Raw genomic sequence first — 16,547 nt, 5'->3', positions numbered from 1 at the left:
TATCACTTGGCTGTTTCTTCGATGACATCAATACCGTAAGGCGTAATGGAAAAGTGGATAAAACCGACAACGTCCTTGATCTCAATCAGGCCTTTTTTGCTGAGATAATCGTAGGCGAGCCGGGTCTCCTTGTCCGTGAGCGGGCCGGTATTTTTCTTGGGTCCGGGCAGATTATAGGACTTCTCATCCGGGCCGAAATGGTATTCGTACAGATCCTGGAGCAGCTTCATTCTCAATTGCTTTCTCTCTTCAATCGTCATTGTCATGGATACGTTCACCTCCAGTGCAGCGTGCATCTCAAGCCAGAGTGTCTGCCGACCAACCGGCTGTATGTAAGCGCCTTGTATAATCTAATGATAGCACGAAGTGAACTATTTGTATGTTGCTGCCGGAAAGTTTGTAAACCGGTTTTATTTACAAGTTGGATACATTCCGATATATTGCGGCAACTTTTCCCCTCTATACTTACCGAAGCAGCTGCCTTTTCCCAGTTATCTTACCTGTGTCAGCGACCACAGCCTGATGGCAAAGGAGATATTTGAATGATTGATTTTAGAAAATTCACTGCAAGACGCCCCCCTTCTTCCCGGCGATATGGACTGACCAAGGCAGGCAGTATAAGCAGCATGATGCTGGCGCTGATGCTGCTGCTCGGCGGATGCGGTAGTGACAGTGTGACTACAGGCAGCGGAGAACAGCAGCTTACGGTTATACAGGATGATTCCGCTGCAGCCGGCAAGCAGCCGACTGTCATGCTCTCTTCGGTCGACAAGCTGGACCATGTGTATGCCCGTACCTGGCTCAGCGCCGATGAGTTGCTGCTGAACAAAAATGATCGGCTGCTCGTCCACCATCTCTCTACCCGACAGTCGACTCCGCTCACTCCCGAGCGCAAAGCTCCGCAGTATCTGGCCGAAGCTTCGCCGGACGGCAGACATGTGTATTTTACAGAAGGCCAGGCAGATGATAAATATGTGATCCATGGCTATATTCTGGACCGGGATACCGATAAAGTGACCCCGATCGGAGATATGGATATGGTCAATGAGATACGATGGGCCGATAATGAGCAGTTAATCGCAGGGTCACCGAAGACCGGTGTACGGCTGATCGATCTGCAGGGCAAGTCCACCCTGCTGAAGTTCCGTGAGCCCCATCCGACTGAAGGCATCAGCCATGTAGAAAAGGTTGGAGACCGTATCTATTATCTCGCCAGTGACGGCCAGGGATATACTACGCTGAACCGCTTCACGACAGCCGATCTGCAGGCGACCGTGGTCGCTTCCAATGTAGCCGATTTCTCGGTCTCGCCGGATGGTCAATCCATTGTGATCCAGCAGGTGAAATGGAATACATCGGAGCCTTTCCGGCTGATCGTGATGGATGCCAGCGGCAAAGTCAAAGGAAGCGTCGGTGAAGGAACCCTGCTCGGCCGTCCCGCCTGGTCGCCGGATGGAGAACTGCTGGCGTTTACCATTTATCAGGAAAGTCAGCAGGGCCTAAAAGGTCTGTATATTTTTGATCAGCGCACAGGCAAGACCATTCCGCTGACAAGCGAGATTCAGGGATACAATGAGTCGATCCGCTGGAGTCCGGACGGTGATCATCTCTCGGTGTATATGGAAGACCAACAGGTGGTTACCGATATTGTCGGCATTATTCGCTGAACTCGGGCAAGATCAGTTATACTCAACAAAAAGTAGTCCAGGTTCTAACGCAGTGGACAGCTGTGATTACGAGAGAGCGCCTGTCGGATAGCAAAAAAAGCAATCCTCCTACTGCATACTGGCAGTTATCTGCCGTGTCAGAGGGAGGATCGCTTTTTTGGCTTTTATGCTTATCAGTGCTTCTTGTAACTCATTCTTTTTATGCTTTGCTTATACTTCGGTATACCCCTGCTTCAGTCTGGCTTCGTACTCCGCATCCTCTTCTGCACGCTTGGCTTTGCGCTTGTCATCACGGCGGGCCATTACCATATACAGCGATGGCACGACGAATAGTGTCAGTACAGTGGAGAATACGAGACCAAACACGATGGCAATCGCCAGCGGACGGAACAGTTCCTCTCCCACGGTAGCCATCGGCAGCAGTGCTACAATCGCGGCGAGCGACGTCAGCAGAATCGGACGGAATCGGGCCGAGGCTGCCTGAATAATCGCTTCCTTCATCTCCAGCCCTTCATGCCGGGCATCCTCGATAAATTCGATCAGTACAATCCCGTTACGCACCACGATACCGGCCAGAGAGATAATCCCCATAATGGACATGAAGCCGATTGGCGTCTGACTGATGAACAGCCCCAGCACCCCGCCTGCTGCCGCCAGATAGACGGTCGTCATGACGATCAGCGGAATCCACAGCGAGTAGAACTGCATCGTAATCAGAATTAGAATCAATACCACGACCACAGCGAACAGCTTGGCGAGATCGATGAAAATATCCGACTGCTTGGAGGTCTCACCGCCCGCTTCCCATGAATAGCCCTGCGGGAAATTGATTTTGTTCAGACCGGCGGTAATATCGGACATCGCTTCTGTGGCGGTACGTCCGGTTACGTCCGCTTCGATTGTATTCACACGGGACAGATTGTAATGGTTAATCTGCTTGATCGAAAAGTCCGGGCGAATATCGACGAGCTGGGACAGCGGAACCTGAACATTATCCGAGTTCGTCACATTGACCTGCTGGAACAGGATCGATGGGTCCACCGTAGAGGCATCTTTCATAAAGATCTTGATATCGACCAGATCTTTGCCATTATCAAAGTCACCCACACTGACACCGGTGCCCATCATGAGCAGTGTTCGAGTCAGATTCTCGTAACTCACATTATACCGGTCCAGCGCAGGCTTATTCACCTCAAAATCCAGCGTGTAATTCTGAATGCCCATGCTGTCGGTTACGTTGCTGGTACCGCTGGTCGCTGCAACTACATTTTTGACCTGTTCGGTCAGCTTACGCAGCTCATCCAGATTGGTACCGGTGACCCGGATCGAGACTGGCTTGCCGACCGGAATGCCCAGCTCGGTCTGCTTGACCGCTGTGCTGACTTGCGGGAACTTCTCTTTGAGCAGCAGCGGCCAATCGGTCACTGCCTTGGTGCTATCGAGCTGTTCACTGTCCCCTTTGAGCAGAATCTGGGCCTGAGTCGTAGAGAAGCTCGCTATATTCGTAATATTGTAAAAGAGCGGCGCTGCCGTGCCACCAGCGGAATAGGAAATATTCTGCACTCCCGGCTGCTGCTTCACCCAGGCGGCCATTTCCTGTACTGTCTTGTTCGTATCCTGGATCGACGAACCGGTAGGCATCGTAATATCCATCGTCAGCTCCGCATTACTGGAGCGCGGGAACAGCTGCACCGGTGTAAATACTGCCAATCCGTAGATCGCCGTACTGATAATCAATCCGAGCAGCGCGATCAGCATCGGCCGTTTCAGCACGCCGGGCATCATTCGGTGGGCATACGTATCCGAAGCCATCTGAATCTGCTTGCCCAGCAGGCCGACAGGCTTGTCGCTGAGGCTTTTTTTGCCTTTCAATATATTGCGGCGTTCATACCATTCCCGGAAAATCGGGATAATCGTCAGCGACATTGCCATGGAGGCAAGCATTGCCAGCGAGATCACGACCGGGATCGGCTTGATAAATGCACCGACATCCCCGCTCAGGAACATCAATGGTGCAAAGGCGGCAATCGTCGATAGCGTCGCTGTCAGAATGGAGATCGCGACTTCCTTGGTTCCCCGGATCGACGCATCATGCGGATTCTCCCGCAGTACGGACAGCCGCCTCTCAATATTATCGTTGACGACGACAGCATCATCGACCAGAATCCCCAGCACGATAATCAGCCCGACTACCGTAATCTGATTGAGCGTAATGCCCATCACCGGCAGCAGGATCATCGCGATAGCTACCGATATCGGTATCGCCAGCGCGACAAAGGACGACGTGAGCCAGTTCAGCCCGAGCATGCAGACGATCACGACAACCGCAATTGCGATCATGGTCTCATGCAGCAGATTGTCGAATATGCGATCAGTCTCGTCTTTTTGGGCAAATAAGGAAGTGATCTTCATCGTGGCAGGCAGTGTCGGTTTCAGTTCATCCATCTTGGCGTTGACCCGTTCATACACCTGTGGCACGTCCGAGCCGACTTCACTGTTGATCAGGATGGAGATGGACGGCTGGCCGTTATAATAGCTCATATACTCGGCTTTTTCGATGGTCATTTTGACGGTGGCTACATCTTTGAGGTAGACGGGCGTACCCTGGGAAGTGCGGAATACGACGATATCCTTGAGGCTGTCCACCTGATAGTTGAGCGGCACTTTCAGCTGATAGCTGCGGTTCTTGTAATCCAGTGTACCGGTAGGTACCCGGTTATTCTCGGACTCGACCGCCTTCATGACTGCTTCCCAAGGAATGCCGTACTGCTGCAGTCTGGACATATCCGCTTCGATTCGTACCTGCTGCTCCGGCAGTCCGTTTACCGTTACATCCGTCACGCCTTCCACCGAGCGCAGCTGATCTTTCCAGTCGGTCATCAGATCCTGCAGTCCGAGCAGGCTATTGTAATCCTTGTTGTAAATAGCAAACGATTGGACGAACGACTTGGTCAGATTATCATTGATCACCGGTTTGTCGGCGGAGTTTGGCAGATCCGACTCGGCATCTTCCACTTTTTTGCGCAGCTCATTCCACACGGCTGGAGCATCGGCTTTGGGCTGTGTCTCAAGGGTGATCACCGATACCCCGGCTCCAGAAATGGAACTTACCGTTTTTAGATTGGATACTTCCTTGATTTTGGATTCCAGGACACGGGTGACCGTCGTCTCCATCAGCTCCGGTGTGGCGCCCGCATAGGTCGTCGTCACGGTGGCCTGCTTGACGATAATATCCGGCATCAGCTGTTTGGGCAGGCCCAATCCGCTAACGGCACCTACGAGGATGAGCATCCCGAAGAACAGCAATGTGATCTTGCGCTTTTTGACGATATATTCAATCATTGCTGGCTGGCCCCCTGTGCGGCGGATGCAGTCTGTCCCTTGATCTCGTCGCCATCAAATAACCGGTCCGCTCCCGAAGTCACAATCTGATCTCCCGGCTTCAGTCCACTTGTAATCACCAGCTGGTTATCGTACAGACCACCGGTTTTGACCGGTGTACGAACTGCTTTGCCTTTTACATTTTTGAATACATAAGGGGCATTGTCCGTGCTGATCACCGCTTCGATCGGGATCATGATGCCTGTTTTGGATTGGGTCTGACGGGAAGCTTTGACGACCTGACCGGGCTTCCAGTCCAGCTTGGGGTTGGCGATGCGTACTTCCACGCTGATGGAGCCGGTATTGTCATTTGTTTTGGGGTAAATGCTGGTGACTGTTCCGGTGCGCTGCTCATCGTAGAGTGTAATGCTCACCTGCTGGCCTTTTTTCCATTGTCCGATTTCATCATCCGGTACAGGCAGCAGGACTTTGAGCGGATTAATCTCTCCGATCGTAAATAAGCTTGTTCCTGCACCAGCAACCTGTCCGGTCGAGATACTTTTCTCCAGAATAACGCCGCTGATCGGAGACTTCAGTATGGACTTGGAATGGGCAAGCTTGGCCTGGGCGAGAGCGACGCCAGCCTGATCATAGCTCGCCTGGGCCTGCCGGGCACCAGCTTGAGCCTGCTCAATCCCCGCCTCGGCCTGGGATACACTCGCCCGGGCGGATTCGATACCGACCTGCGCCTGCTTGACGGCTGCAGCTGCACTGGCACGGTCGGATGTACTCGCGCCTTCCCGGACGAGTGACAGCTGTTCTCTGGCGTCTTTTAACGCTGCATCTGCATTGGCAAATGCCGTCTGGGCCTGTTCATTCTCCTGCTGGGACAATAGACCATTCTGGTACAGCGTTTCGGCCCGCTTGGCAGCAGATTCTGCCTGGTTATAGGCCGCCTGCGCTTTGTTTACCGCATTTTGCGCCTGCGCTTTCTCCTGGCTGCGTGCTCCGTCGAGTACACCCTGCTGCTTACTCTTCGCTCCTTCGACCTGTGCCTGGGCTGCAGCTACACTTGCTTCGGCAGCGGCACGTACTGCCTGGGCATTTTGCAGGGAAGCTCTGGCGGCGCTGACTCCGGCGGCGGCCTGCTGCACCGCCTGCTGTGCCTCGGCTACTTTCAGATCCAGATCATCCGTATCGAGCCGTGCGAGTACGGTGCCTTTATTTACGGTATCGCCAATATCAGCGCCCAGTGAATCGACAGTTCCACCCATTTCAAAGGATACCGGTGAGGATGTCCGGGCCTGCAGGGTGCCGGACAGATCATAGACGGCGGTCAGCGGTGCTTCCTTTACTTTCATCAAGGATACCGTATTGGCCGGATGTTCTGCGGCCGGTGCTGGCGAACATCCAGCCAATAATACACTTAACAGTATTCCACTTATCCATATCGAACTAGATTTTTTGCTCATGCGTATGGCTCCTCCACAGTACAATTATCGTCTCTGATCAAGACCACTATGGTCCCGGGTTACATCAGTACTTTGCGCAGCATTTCAAAAATCACTTCGTCTTTCAGCGGCTCATGATGCAGTTCCCACTGCGCAGTAAGGGCATCATACAGATGAGCCAGCGCAAAGGCTGTCACTTCCGTATTCTCGATATGCACGAGGTCACGCTCCACTGCTTTGTCCAGCAGTTGTCGCACCGAAGCGATAGTAGCATTGTTAAATTTGTTCAGTGCATTATGGGAGACTACCGTACCGAATTGTCCGGCTTCCAGGGTGAGCTTATCCAGAATGCATAGATTTTTGCGGTACATGATACAGGCGTAGATCGCACGATACAAGCGGTCTTCCGGGGTGCCTTCCCCATTGATTGCTTCTTCGGCCTTACCGATCATCTCACGGATATAATTATCCATGACTGCAATCAGGATCTCTTCCTTGGTCTCAAAGAAAAGGTAGATCGCCCCCTTGCTGATTCCTGCTGTTTTGGCGATTCGGTCAACCGTCGTCGCCTTGTAGCCTATCATGGAGAATACCTCTGTTGCTGTGTTAATAATCTTCATGTATCTCTCGTCCGTATGGTGATTGGTCATCTGTATACATCCTTCCTCAGGTAAATGGTCCAGCATAAATGATAATTTAATACTCGGTTCATCCCATTCCATCTCGTTCATGGTTTCCTCTCCAATCCTGTACCCGTTAAACTATTGGATAGTTAGACAGTTAGCATCACGCAGAGTGCTATCCCATTTGCTTGTCCATCTGGCAGGTTCAGCAATGATTTTCTTTTTGACCAAAAAACTATTTTGGTTTTATGGTCAAAATATAGCATGGATAAACAGTGATTGCAATTTTTGATTCTTTTTTGTCGAAATCACGAAAAAGACTGCCCAAATGCTTCCGTTGTACATACGGTCAGGAAGCTGCATTCAGGCAGCCGTTGTCAGCGCATGATGGCTGTTGGCTGGATCTATCATTTGATATACGACTTGTCCTCCCTACTCTTTATCCGGGTAGAGGACGACATACAATCCATTCTCTTCGGACCATTCCGCGCAGAAGATCCGGCTGATATCGGAATAACCGCCTTCTTGCAGCTTTTCCCTGACCCACTCTTCATCCCGCTGGCGATCCTGATCAAAATCCGCTATGACATACTCGCCTGTATTCGCCAGCAGAATAGAGGGTGTACGGCAGAGCTGTTCTTTGTGAATCACACTGATACCGCCATTCGTCTCCAGAATCGCATACGTCACATCCGACATGGAGAAGACTCCTTGCTGACGGAGAAGGGTGCGGTACTGCTCCACTTCCATTTTATGTTTAATAAAAGCCTTTACTTTCATTTCAGAGTCGGATACGAGCAGGACTGCCGCTCCTTTGATCAGACTACGGGCCTTTTCTTTGCGGCTCACAAAATATTCAATAAGATAAATCATGATGCACCAGAGCGCAATCGCTCCCAGCAGATGATACAGCTGTACCTGCTCATCATATACCGCCTGTATCAGTACTCCACTCAATACAACGACATATATAAGATCAAGCGGCGTGGTTTGAGCCAGTTTCTTTTTGCCCAGCACTCTTGCCCCAATAATCAGAGCTACCAATCCAATGACCAATTTCATCACTATCATTAGGAAAAACATCGTATGACCGCCTTTTCTCTCTAGTTGCAAGGTATATAAGGTATAAGGATACATTGCATACATGTCCCTGTTCACCTGGGCGCATTTCTTGCTGCCCAGGACACAAAAACGAACCGCCTGCAAAGACGGTTCGTTTGGGAAAACCTATCGTGCGTATTATCCGTTATGTGAATTAATCGTTGTCGTTATTGTTGGAGCGCGCTTGGCCGCCTTTGCGTCCTGCTTCTTCACGACTCATGCCGTCGGAATCGCTGCGGGCTTTGCCGCCTTCGCTGCCGATTTCCTGATAGAACTCCTTGCCATGGGATTCAGAAGTAGCTTCGCCGCCTTTTTGACCGATCTCCTGGTAGAACTCTTTACCATGAGAATCTGAAGTTGCCTGGCCACCTTTTTCACCAATCTCCTGATAGAACTCTTTGCCATGAGAATCAGAGGTTGCCTGGCCGCCTTTTTCACCGATTTCCTGATAAAATTCTTTGTCGTGAGATTCGGATGTTGCTTCTCCACCCTTTTGGCCAATTTCCTGATAGAATTCTTTGTCATGATTCTTGGAAGTTGCTTCGCCACCCAGACGGCCTGCTTCTTCTCTGCTCATTTTGTTATCATCATTATTATTTGCCATTTGTACTCACTCCTTGAATTTATTTTATAATCTGTAATGTTTTGTAAGCGTCGACACTATATCATTACCCCTGCATCTGCTAAATAAACGGCATTTGTCGCTTTCTTTATATTCGTGACTTTGTTCATTGGTAATGATGGGTCTTCCACACTATCCGGGTGCTGACAATCCCGACATTTTACCCGTCTGTCGCCAGCAAAACAGCCGCTGTGACAAAAAGATAGCATCCGCGAGGATGCCATATGTAGTTCGTCTGAAGTTAGATGCTGCCTGAGCAGGTATATGGGTGTATCCTTTTCAATGTACTCGTTTAAAATGTTTTCGAAAACTCATCCAGCAGCAATTCCTGTACGACCTCAAGCGTATCCCGATCATGGCTGTGAATCAGTCCGTTGCTGTCATAGACTTCTTTGTTCCGATAAATGTCATTGCCTTTGAGGATAAATTTCTTGAGACCGATGCAGACCATCCATTCCAGTGGATAGTGACTGGTTAGCGTCTGGCTCGTCGGTACACCAAGACCCTCAAGCTCCTCCAGGCAAATTTTTAATACGGCTTCAATTTCTTCCTTAAGCTCTTTGTGCACTCTGTATCTATGGGATATAACCTCCGCCCAGCTCATTTCTCTCACTTCCCTGTTTGTCTGTCATTTTGCTTATTATTATCTGCAGTCAGATTATTGTCTGTTAGCCATCATTTACCTGTATAACTACCAGTTGAATCTGGATTTACTGTAATAATTTCACTTTATTTAATTAATATATTATCTATACCAGCCTTTTTATAATGTATTCTCCAGAAAATTCAGCCTGACCGGAACGATATACTCCTGCGGGTTGTATTCCCCTTCCATCTGGGATTGCAGCAGCTTCACTGCCCACATCGCCATCGTCTGCTCATCCTGCATAATGCATGCTACCCCCGGCAGCCCCGGATCGTCAAAGGAAATGATCTCCGTGACTCCGATCCGGCCCAGCTGCTGCAATGATGCATGCGTCAGATCCGCCGCTTCCGCAGTAAGCGCAAATACCGCCGTAAGATAAGGATACCTCTGCAGGAAAGCAGTGACATATTCCTGTGCTCCCGCCGTTCTCAGAATATCCAGTGGTACATGGCAGAGCAGATTTTTGTCGATAGAAATATGCTGATCCATATAGGCATGCTCCAGACCGAGCGTGCGATCCTGAATCGCTGTATTGGTATTATCCGGCGAGATCAGCGCGATATGCCGATGTCCCTTTTCCAACAAATAAGAGACCGTCTGGTACGCTCCGGTAAAATTATCCGAGATCACCCTATAGGTCTCAATATTGCGCAGATACCGATCCATGAATATAAAAGGGAACTTGTCCAGCGACAGGCGCAGCAGCGATTCGCTGTATTTCTCGTCTTCGGTAGGAAATACAATAATCCCCTGCACATGCCGATCGATCAGCTGACGAATCGCTTCAGTCTCATTAGTAGCGCATTCACGTGTTATATGCAGGATCAGCTGATAGCCGGCCTGGTTGGCATAATACTCTGTATAATCGACCAGCTTCTGAATAACGCGCGTCTTCATCGTCGGAATAATAAGACCGATTACCGGAGCCGGCGCGGTGTTCTGATGATAGGGGAAACAGGCGATGCCAGCCTGTCCGGCAGTGAGCGTACATGCTCCCGGCTCTAGCGAGACAAATGTTCCTTTGCCCTGAATACGCTTGACCCATCCCTCTTCGGCCAGTTCGATCATGGCATTTTTGACTGTGATTTTGCTGACCTGGTATTCCTCCATCATCTCCTGTTCCGAAGGCACACGGTCACGATAGCGCAGTTCACCGGATGCGATTTTCTGCTGAATATGCTGCTTGATCTGTTTATAGAGAGGAATCTTCTTCATTACGGATCACCCCATTTTCCTGGAAATTAAATTTACTGAACTGTTAGAAATCACAAAATTTTATCACTTTTTTACGTATTTATTTATAGTATCTGCTCTTCCCTTAATTTCTCCTCTCTATGACACGTCCCTGTTGGTGTTGACATTATCTTACAAAATGTTAACGCTTTCAATATTAATTTTATCGTTAATGTAAAAATATATTTTTTATAAATTTATAACCAATTGATTATATAAATTGATGGATGCGCATTTTATAATACACGAATAAAGCGCTTACAATACTACTTTGCTGGAGGTTGGATAATGAAAAAAACCGGATTCTTTCTCTCTCTGCTGCTCGCTGGTTCGATGGCTCTCACCGGATGCGGCAATTCCGGAGCATCTTCAGGCTCGGGTGGTGACGCAGATGGCAAGGTAACCCTGACCGTTACTCACTACATGGTCGAGAAGCCCAAAGTCGATACGTTCAAAAAATTGACCGACCGCTTCACCGAGCTTCATCCCAACATCGAGTTTGATATCCAGGTCATGCCAGTCGACAAGTATAATGACAATATCAAGATGAAAGTCGCTGCCGATGACCAGCCGGATATCATTTTTGGACGTCCGCAGGGCATGATTGATATTACCAAATCAGGTGCCTTTCTCGATCTGACCAACGAAGCGTTCATGAAGCGGGTCAATCCGGATTATCTGCCTAATGTCTCGTACGAAGGCAAAGTATACGGACTACCGGTGGATCTGATGACCAACGCCGTCATTTACAACAAGGATCTGTTCAAGCAGGCTGGTGTGGAAGTACCCACAACCTACTCCGAACTGGTCGACGTATCCAAAAAGCTGCAGGCCAAAGGCATCACCCCCTTCGCCGCTTCCTGGAAAGATGCCGCTTCCTACATGAGCTTCATGTTCCCGGATATGTTCGGCAACCTCCTCAAGGACAACCCGGATTATCCCGGACAGATCATGGCTGGAGAGAAGAAATTCTCGGATATCCCGGGCTATCGCGAGTTCCTGACCCGTCTGAATGAACTGAGCAGCTATGCCAACAAGGATGCCAAGGATATCGATTATGACCGCTCCCTCCAGTACTTTGCCCAGGGCAAGGCTGCGATGGACATTATGGGCAGCTTTGCAATCGGTACGATCCGCAGCTACAATCCGGAAGGCAACTTCGGCGTCTTCATGTATCCCGCGACTGACAACCCGGACGAGAATGTGATGACCTATTCCACCGATGACACGTGGATGATCGGTGCCAATTCTGAGCATCTGGATGCCTCCAAGCAGTTTTTTGAATTTATGGCTTCCGATGAAGGTGCACAGATCTGGGCCGATGGTGTCCAGACGATCAGTACGATCTCCGACGAGATCAAGCCCAAGCAGCAGGACCCGATCGCCAGCGAATTCCAGGACATTTTCAAAACCGGCAAAGTCGTCAACAACCAGGTCAAGCCGCTCTGGTACGGACAGTATGACACTACATTCGGACAGGATATGACGTTCTTCCTCGTCTCCGATCCGGCGACCCGCAGCGTCGATGCACTGCTGCAAAAGCTTGACGAAGACTTTGTTAAAATCAACCGCATGAATTAGACACTGAGCTGACAGCGTCAGACGGGTATCATCCTTTGCCGATATCTGCCTGACGCTACATACGATCCAGACAATCCATTGATTTCAATCCTGATGAACCATGGAGGTGAGCGTTATGACGCATAGATTCCGGGACGAGTGGGTCAAGTTTACCTTTATCATCCCTGCCCTGTTGTTCTTCCTGCTCGTCGTAGTCTTTCCGTTCCTGCGAGGTCTGAATATTGCCTTTACCAACTGGGATGGTATCGCACCGACGTATGACTATGTCGGCCTGCGCAATCTGCAGCTGCTGTTCTCCGATACCGAACTACTTGATCCGATCAAAAATACACTTCTCTTCACCGTCGTCACCACAATCTGTATCAATGTGTTCGGCCTGCTGCTTGCTGTTGCGCTGAACAGCAAGTTCCCTGGTGTCAATCTGCTCAAGAGCTTTATCTTTATGCCGATGGTGATCAGCCTCGTACTGGCCGCGATTATCTGGCGGTATATTTACAGCGATATTTTCCCGATTCTGTTCCAGACCGACGGCGGACTGCTAGGCAATCCGACTACCGCCATGCTCGGGATCGCCATTATCTGTGTGTGGAAAGAAATCGGACTCGCCATGGTCATCTACTATGCCGGTCTGCAGACGATTCCCAAGGACATGTACGAATCGGCCCGCATCGACGGAGCAACCAACTACAAGCAGTTCACCAAAATCACCGTTCCGCTGCTGCTGCCGGCCTTCACCTACTGTATTCCGCTCTGGATCGGAACCGGTCTGCGGCAGTTCGATTACCCGATGGTCGCTACCAAAGGCGGCCCCGGTACCTCTTCCCAGACGCTGGCCATGTATGTGTACAATTATGAATTTCCGTATTTCAAAGCTGGCTATGGACAGATGGCGGCACTGGTGCTGTTTGTCTTCATCCTGATCGTAACCGTGATTATCACCAGCTATTTCCGGAGAAGGGAAGTGGAGTATTGAATACAACTCATCCGACTGCCGCTGCCGTCCAGGTACGCGAGCCGCGTCCACGCCGTAAATGGTCGCATATTCTGCGAATAGCGCTGTTGTATCTGATCGCCATTTTGTTCCTGTTTCCGTTCTACATCGCCGTCATCTACTCAATCAAGACACCGGTCGAGACGGCGCAGAGTCCGCTCGCCTTCCCGACGCATATCGCCTGGTCCAACTATGCGGAAGCGATCGAAGCCTCAAACTTCTTTCTCGCGCTGCGCAACAGTGTGCTGACGACTGTCGGTACGGTGGCGCTGACGATTGCCGTCTGCTCAATGGCTGCCTATGTGATCGCGCGCAACAATACGCGGTTTTATAATTTCTTCTATTATCTGTTCATGTCCAGCATCATGCTGCCGTTCCAGGTGCTGATGTTCCCGCTGTACAAGACATGGAGCGAGCTGAGTCTGCTCAATACGATTCCGGGGCTGATCATCGCGCTGACGGGGGTGCAGATCGGGTACTTTGCTTTTCTGTATGTAGGATTTATCAAGACCGTGCCGCGTGAGCTGGAGGAATCGGCGGTGCTGGACGGAGCATCAAGGTACCGGACGTTCTACAGCATTATCTTCCCGCTGCTCAAGCCGATCAACTCGACGATTCTCGTGCTGAGCGCACTCGGGGCGTGGAATGACTTTGTCGTGTCGATGATTCTGGTGCAGAAAAAGGAAGCTTCCACCCTGCCGCTGGTGCAGTTCCAGTTCTTCGGGGAGTATACTTCTCAGGTAAATATGGCCTTTGCGGCGATTATTCTGTCGATGATCCCGATCATGCTGTTCTATCTGTTTGCGCAGAAATGGATTATTGGTGGGGTGACAGCCGGGGCGGTGAAAGGGTAAGTATAGGTTATTGTACTCGCTTCACGCTTCAATATTATCGGGAGGCATCAATCACTCCAGAAAGGAATAAGGACACGTCCTCCGGTGGAGCCCGGGAATCTACGAAATAGGCAAGAATGTAGATTCCCGGGCTCCAATCTCGTCCTTTGCCCTTATTTCCTTTCTTCCGTTTTGTGCATATTGCATCATTTGTTATGTAGTCATAGCATCATTTCAGATCACGGATATGCTTTTTGTTTTTACCTTACTTCTATACATATTCATTAATAAGTCTCCAATTATATTTGCGCTGTATTCTCTAGTCATCATCGTCTAATCAAGTGTCGATTTTTCGCCAATCGGTATTTTTTTTGTATAGCCAATCATCTTGCTTTATCATGAGAAAGAAAGATAGATCATCCACACATATTCCTTTTACATACCAAGCGAGGTGCATACCATGATACACATCCATCCTCTCCAACCCGGGCAAAATCCGCCGATGGAGCTGCTGCTATCCGCCGACCCTTCACCTACTATTATCAAAGACTATCTCTCTCGCGGACAGTGCTACATTGCCAACCAGCAACAAAACCAAGAAATGATCGGCGTCTATGTGCTGCTGCCAACTCGCCCGAAGACCATCGAACTGGTCAATGTAGCGGTTGTCGAATCCTACCAGAACAAGGGAATCGGCAAGCAGCTCGTTCAGCATGCAATTCGAACCGCGAGGGACCAACAGTATCATACGATAGAACTGGGCACCGGCAATTCCAGTGTATCCCAGCTCGCCCTGTATCAGAAATGTGGATTTCGGATTATCGGCGTCGACATGAATTTCTTTGTCCGGCATTATGAGCAGCCGATCTATGAACATGGCATCCAGTGCCGGGATATGATCCGACTGGCCCTGGATCTTCATAGACAGGAATGAAACAGGATTAAATTCCAACAAAGACAACTGTATCTTCGACTTGTTATCCATTTTGCTTTGGGAAGCCTGTATCATCAACTAAAATTGAGGTGAAACCCTATGGACTCATCCAACGATCTGCCTCATTCCAACCTGCAATCTCCGAACAGCCTATTCCATATCGACCGCCAGCATGTCCCTGCGCTGCTGTCAGCCATGCAGACCGGACAGCAGGACGAGATTGCCGAGCAATTCGCCGGCAAAGACTATGCGCTGCCTCTCCTGCTCGCTGTAGAAGCCGCACAGCAGCGGGCGAACGAACTGGCAGAGCTAGCACGGAACTGGTCTCCCCCTCTGTCCATTGATCTGGCACTCTGCTCGATCGATTGTACGGAGGAATACTCACCGACAGCTGGTCATCTGCTGATCTTCTGGTTCTATTCCGAAGAAGGTCCCGAGAACTGGATAGATGGCTATTCCGATCAATTTTATGATATAACGGTGGAGATCAACGCCGATCTGCTAACCGTTCACCGTACAGCCGGACCGAGCCGTTGACTCTAGCTGTATGCAGCAGCTTGTAACCCAGTATGTATTTACCCATGATCAGAATACAATCGTAATCTCTATCTTACTCTCCTGAAAAAGCTGCAGGAACAGCGTCCCTTCAATCTCGGCCTCATTCGCCAGCCGAGTATAATCCATATACACCGGAGTAATCGACCGATTCTCGCATACGAGTACAAATCCACCTTTCATCTGCAAAAATGCATACAGCTTGCCCTGATACATGAATTCAATCTCCCGCTGCTGTGTAAAAAATTCCATTAACTCTTCATAGGTTATATGATGCTCATCCATTCTATTCACCGCCTCTCATTTCTGCTTGGAGCTGCGTACCTTTCTCAGCTCCATGATTCCTTCCATATCTATCAATAAATAGGCAACGACATAAATTATCACAGCCAGCCGGACCAAATCCATAATATCCTCGGGTCTCCTCATCTATTGATCGATATGTACTCATAATGAAATGCCGGGCAGAAGGTCTTCCCTCTCCCGGCATTCGTTGTTCCTGTCATCTGCAGGAGTATTTATGCTGCTATTTTATCTATTCCACTGCTCTGTACAGCTTCGTTCAATCGTCTACTCAGAAATTCTCGTTCACAATCCACTCCGCCTCGGCATCATCCGCGCGGTAATGGGTTAGCAGCTGATTCATCGCGTGGCGGATCGCTGCCTCCGGGGTATGCTGGCCCTGCTGTTCCAGTACATCCGGCGCGGACTGCTTGCCCGGCTGGTAGAAATGGCTCACATCATGGAAATACTGTCCACTGCGGTCCTGCTTGACCCGGATCGCTACGCGGCTCTTGCCCAGCCTGGCGTGCTGCAGCCAGATCTCCCACTCTCCGACAATCGTATAACAATCTATTATCTGCTCATAATCTGCGAATAGTTCGATAGGTTGGCTCATGTTCGCACCTCCGTTGATTTGTGACAGGTCGCTTGTCTTTCACAGGTTCCATTACCCATATTCAGCACCTGTACCCTTTGCGGATGCCTCA

At 49.9% G+C, this 16,547-nt stretch carries 16 protein-coding genes; 6 read left to right on the top strand and 10 right to left on the bottom strand.

Annotation, left to right across the window (positions count from 1 at the left end; all coding sequences use genetic code 11):
* Window positions 1-2: 2 nt before the first annotated feature.
* Window positions 3-266 (bottom strand): hypothetical protein, encoded by a 264-nt coding sequence (locus WH45_RS21665; RefSeq protein WP_046216507.1) that lies wholly within the window; start codon window positions 264-266, stop codon window positions 3-5.
* Between the two features lie 276 nt (window positions 267-542).
* Between WH45_RS21665 and WH45_RS21660 the strand changes: the two genes are divergently transcribed.
* The gene (locus tag WH45_RS21660; RefSeq protein ID WP_235338448.1) at window positions 543-1,667 is read left to right on the top strand and encodes a WD40 repeat domain-containing protein; all 1,125 of its coding nucleotides are present in this window, start codon (window positions 543-545) and stop codon (window positions 1,665-1,667) included.
* Window positions 1,668-1,877: 210 nt separating this feature from the next.
* Here WH45_RS21660 and WH45_RS21655 read toward each other — a convergent pair whose 3' ends face one another.
* The 7 genes from WH45_RS21655 to WH45_RS21625 form a co-directional block, all read right to left on the bottom strand.
* On the bottom strand, window positions 1,878-5,009 hold the full coding sequence (locus WH45_RS21655) for an efflux RND transporter permease subunit (protein WP_046216506.1): 3,132 nt from the start codon (window positions 5,007-5,009) through the stop codon (window positions 1,878-1,880).
* Window positions 5,006-6,460, bottom strand: coding sequence for an efflux RND transporter periplasmic adaptor subunit (locus tag WH45_RS21650; protein ID WP_052723911.1), 1,455 nt, complete (start codon window positions 6,458-6,460; stop codon window positions 5,006-5,008). Before WH45_RS21650 ends, WH45_RS21655 begins: the two co-directional genes overlap by 4 nt.
* A gap of 59 nt (window positions 6,461-6,519) precedes the next feature.
* Window positions 6,520-7,170, bottom strand: a complete 651-nt coding sequence (locus WH45_RS21645) for a TetR/AcrR family transcriptional regulator (RefSeq protein WP_046216505.1) — start codon at window positions 7,168-7,170, stop codon at window positions 6,520-6,522.
* Window positions 7,171-7,494: 324 nt separating this feature from the next.
* Window positions 7,495-8,145, bottom strand: a complete 651-nt coding sequence (locus tag WH45_RS21640; RefSeq protein ID WP_046216531.1) for a DUF421 domain-containing protein — start codon at window positions 8,143-8,145, stop codon at window positions 7,495-7,497.
* Between the two features lie 172 nt (window positions 8,146-8,317).
* The gene (gene gsiB, locus WH45_RS21635) at window positions 8,318-8,767 is read right to left on the bottom strand and encodes a glucose starvation-inducible protein GsiB (protein ID WP_046216504.1); all 450 of its coding nucleotides are present in this window, start codon (window positions 8,765-8,767) and stop codon (window positions 8,318-8,320) included.
* Between the two features lie 310 nt (window positions 8,768-9,077).
* The gene (locus WH45_RS21630; RefSeq protein ID WP_046216503.1) at window positions 9,078-9,389 is read right to left on the bottom strand and encodes a hypothetical protein; all 312 of its coding nucleotides are present in this window, start codon (window positions 9,387-9,389) and stop codon (window positions 9,078-9,080) included.
* Window positions 9,390-9,548: 159 nt separating this feature from the next.
* A complete protein-coding gene (locus WH45_RS21625; protein WP_046216502.1) occupies window positions 9,549-10,646 on the bottom strand; it encodes a GntR family transcriptional regulator in 1,098 nt (365 codons plus the stop codon).
* A gap of 306 nt (window positions 10,647-10,952) precedes the next feature.
* On the opposite strand from WH45_RS21625, the gene WH45_RS21620 reads away from it, so the two are divergent.
* The 5 genes from WH45_RS21620 (at window position 10,953) to WH45_RS21600 (ending at window position 15,540) form a co-directional block, all read left to right on the top strand.
* Entirely contained in the window at window positions 10,953-12,245 is a 1,293-nt protein-coding gene (locus WH45_RS21620) for an ABC transporter substrate-binding protein (RefSeq protein ID WP_046216501.1), read from the top strand.
* 115 nt (window positions 12,246-12,360) lie between these two features.
* The gene (locus tag WH45_RS21615) at window positions 12,361-13,218 is read left to right on the top strand and encodes a carbohydrate ABC transporter permease (RefSeq protein ID WP_046216500.1); all 858 of its coding nucleotides are present in this window, start codon (window positions 12,361-12,363) and stop codon (window positions 13,216-13,218) included.
* Window positions 13,215-14,090 carry a carbohydrate ABC transporter permease gene (locus WH45_RS21610; protein ID WP_046216499.1) on the top strand — a complete coding sequence of 292 codons (876 nt, stop codon included), beginning with the start codon at window positions 13,215-13,217 and terminating at the stop codon, window positions 14,088-14,090. Before WH45_RS21615 ends, WH45_RS21610 begins: the two co-directional genes overlap by 4 nt.
* Window positions 14,091-14,532: 442 nt before the next feature.
* The gene (locus WH45_RS21605) at window positions 14,533-15,003 is read left to right on the top strand and encodes a GNAT family N-acetyltransferase (RefSeq protein WP_046216530.1); all 471 of its coding nucleotides are present in this window, start codon (window positions 14,533-14,535) and stop codon (window positions 15,001-15,003) included.
* A gap of 99 nt (window positions 15,004-15,102) precedes the next feature.
* The gene (locus tag WH45_RS21600; protein ID WP_046216498.1) at window positions 15,103-15,540 is read left to right on the top strand and encodes a hypothetical protein; all 438 of its coding nucleotides are present in this window, start codon (window positions 15,103-15,105) and stop codon (window positions 15,538-15,540) included.
* A 48-nt stretch (window positions 15,541-15,588) separates the two neighbouring features.
* Here WH45_RS21600 and WH45_RS21595 read toward each other — a convergent pair whose 3' ends face one another.
* The gene (locus WH45_RS21595) at window positions 15,589-15,843 is read right to left on the bottom strand and encodes a hypothetical protein (protein WP_046216497.1); all 255 of its coding nucleotides are present in this window, start codon (window positions 15,841-15,843) and stop codon (window positions 15,589-15,591) included.
* 289 nt (window positions 15,844-16,132) lie between these two features.
* Entirely contained in the window at window positions 16,133-16,456 is a 324-nt protein-coding gene (locus WH45_RS21590; RefSeq protein ID WP_046216496.1) for a hypothetical protein, read from the bottom strand.
* Window positions 16,457-16,547 lie beyond the last annotated feature (91 nt).

The sequence above is a fragment of the Paenibacillus wulumuqiensis genome (genome assembly GCF_000971965.1).
Taxonomy (GTDB): Bacteria; Bacillota; Bacilli; order Paenibacillales; family Paenibacillaceae; genus Saccharibacillus; species Saccharibacillus wulumuqiensis.
This window is presented reverse-complemented; position numbering and strand designations above follow the sequence as displayed.

Excerpts from the sequence above, each read along its gene's own strand:
- WH45_RS21665 (WP_046216507.1), bottom strand. The coding sequence starts at position 266 with ATGACAATGACGATTGAAGAGAGAAAGCAATTGAGAATGAAGCTGCTC.
- WH45_RS21660 (WP_235338448.1), top strand. The coding sequence starts at position 543 with ATGATTGATTTTAGAAAATTCACTGCAAGACGCCCCCCTTCTTCCCGG.
- WH45_RS21655 (WP_046216506.1), bottom strand. The coding sequence starts at position 5,009 with ATGATTGAATATATCGTCAAAAAGCGCAAGATCACATTGCTGTTCTTC.
- WH45_RS21650 (WP_052723911.1), bottom strand. The coding sequence starts at position 6,460 with ATGAGCAAAAAATCTAGTTCGATATGGATAAGTGGAATACTGTTAAGT.
- WH45_RS21645 (WP_046216505.1), bottom strand. The coding sequence starts at position 7,170 with ATGAACGAGATGGAATGGGATGAACCGAGTATTAAATTATCATTTATG.
- WH45_RS21640 (WP_046216531.1), bottom strand. The coding sequence starts at position 8,145 with ATGTTTTTCCTAATGATAGTGATGAAATTGGTCATTGGATTGGTAGCT.
- gsiB (WP_046216504.1), bottom strand. The coding sequence starts at position 8,767 with ATGGCAAATAATAATGATGATAACAAAATGAGCAGAGAAGAAGCAGGC.
- WH45_RS21630 (WP_046216503.1), bottom strand. The coding sequence starts at position 9,389 with ATGAGCTGGGCGGAGGTTATATCCCATAGATACAGAGTGCACAAAGAG.
- WH45_RS21625 (WP_046216502.1), bottom strand. The coding sequence starts at position 10,646 with ATGAAGAAGATTCCTCTCTATAAACAGATCAAGCAGCATATTCAGCAG.
- WH45_RS21620 (WP_046216501.1), top strand. The coding sequence starts at position 10,953 with ATGAAAAAAACCGGATTCTTTCTCTCTCTGCTGCTCGCTGGTTCGATG.
- WH45_RS21615 (WP_046216500.1), top strand. The coding sequence starts at position 12,361 with ATGACGCATAGATTCCGGGACGAGTGGGTCAAGTTTACCTTTATCATC.
- WH45_RS21600 (WP_046216498.1), top strand. The coding sequence starts at position 15,103 with ATGGACTCATCCAACGATCTGCCTCATTCCAACCTGCAATCTCCGAAC.
- WH45_RS21595 (WP_046216497.1), bottom strand. The coding sequence starts at position 15,843 with ATGGATGAGCATCATATAACCTATGAAGAGTTAATGGAATTTTTTACA.
- WH45_RS21590 (WP_046216496.1), bottom strand. The coding sequence starts at position 16,456 with ATGAGCCAACCTATCGAACTATTCGCAGATTATGAGCAGATAATAGAT.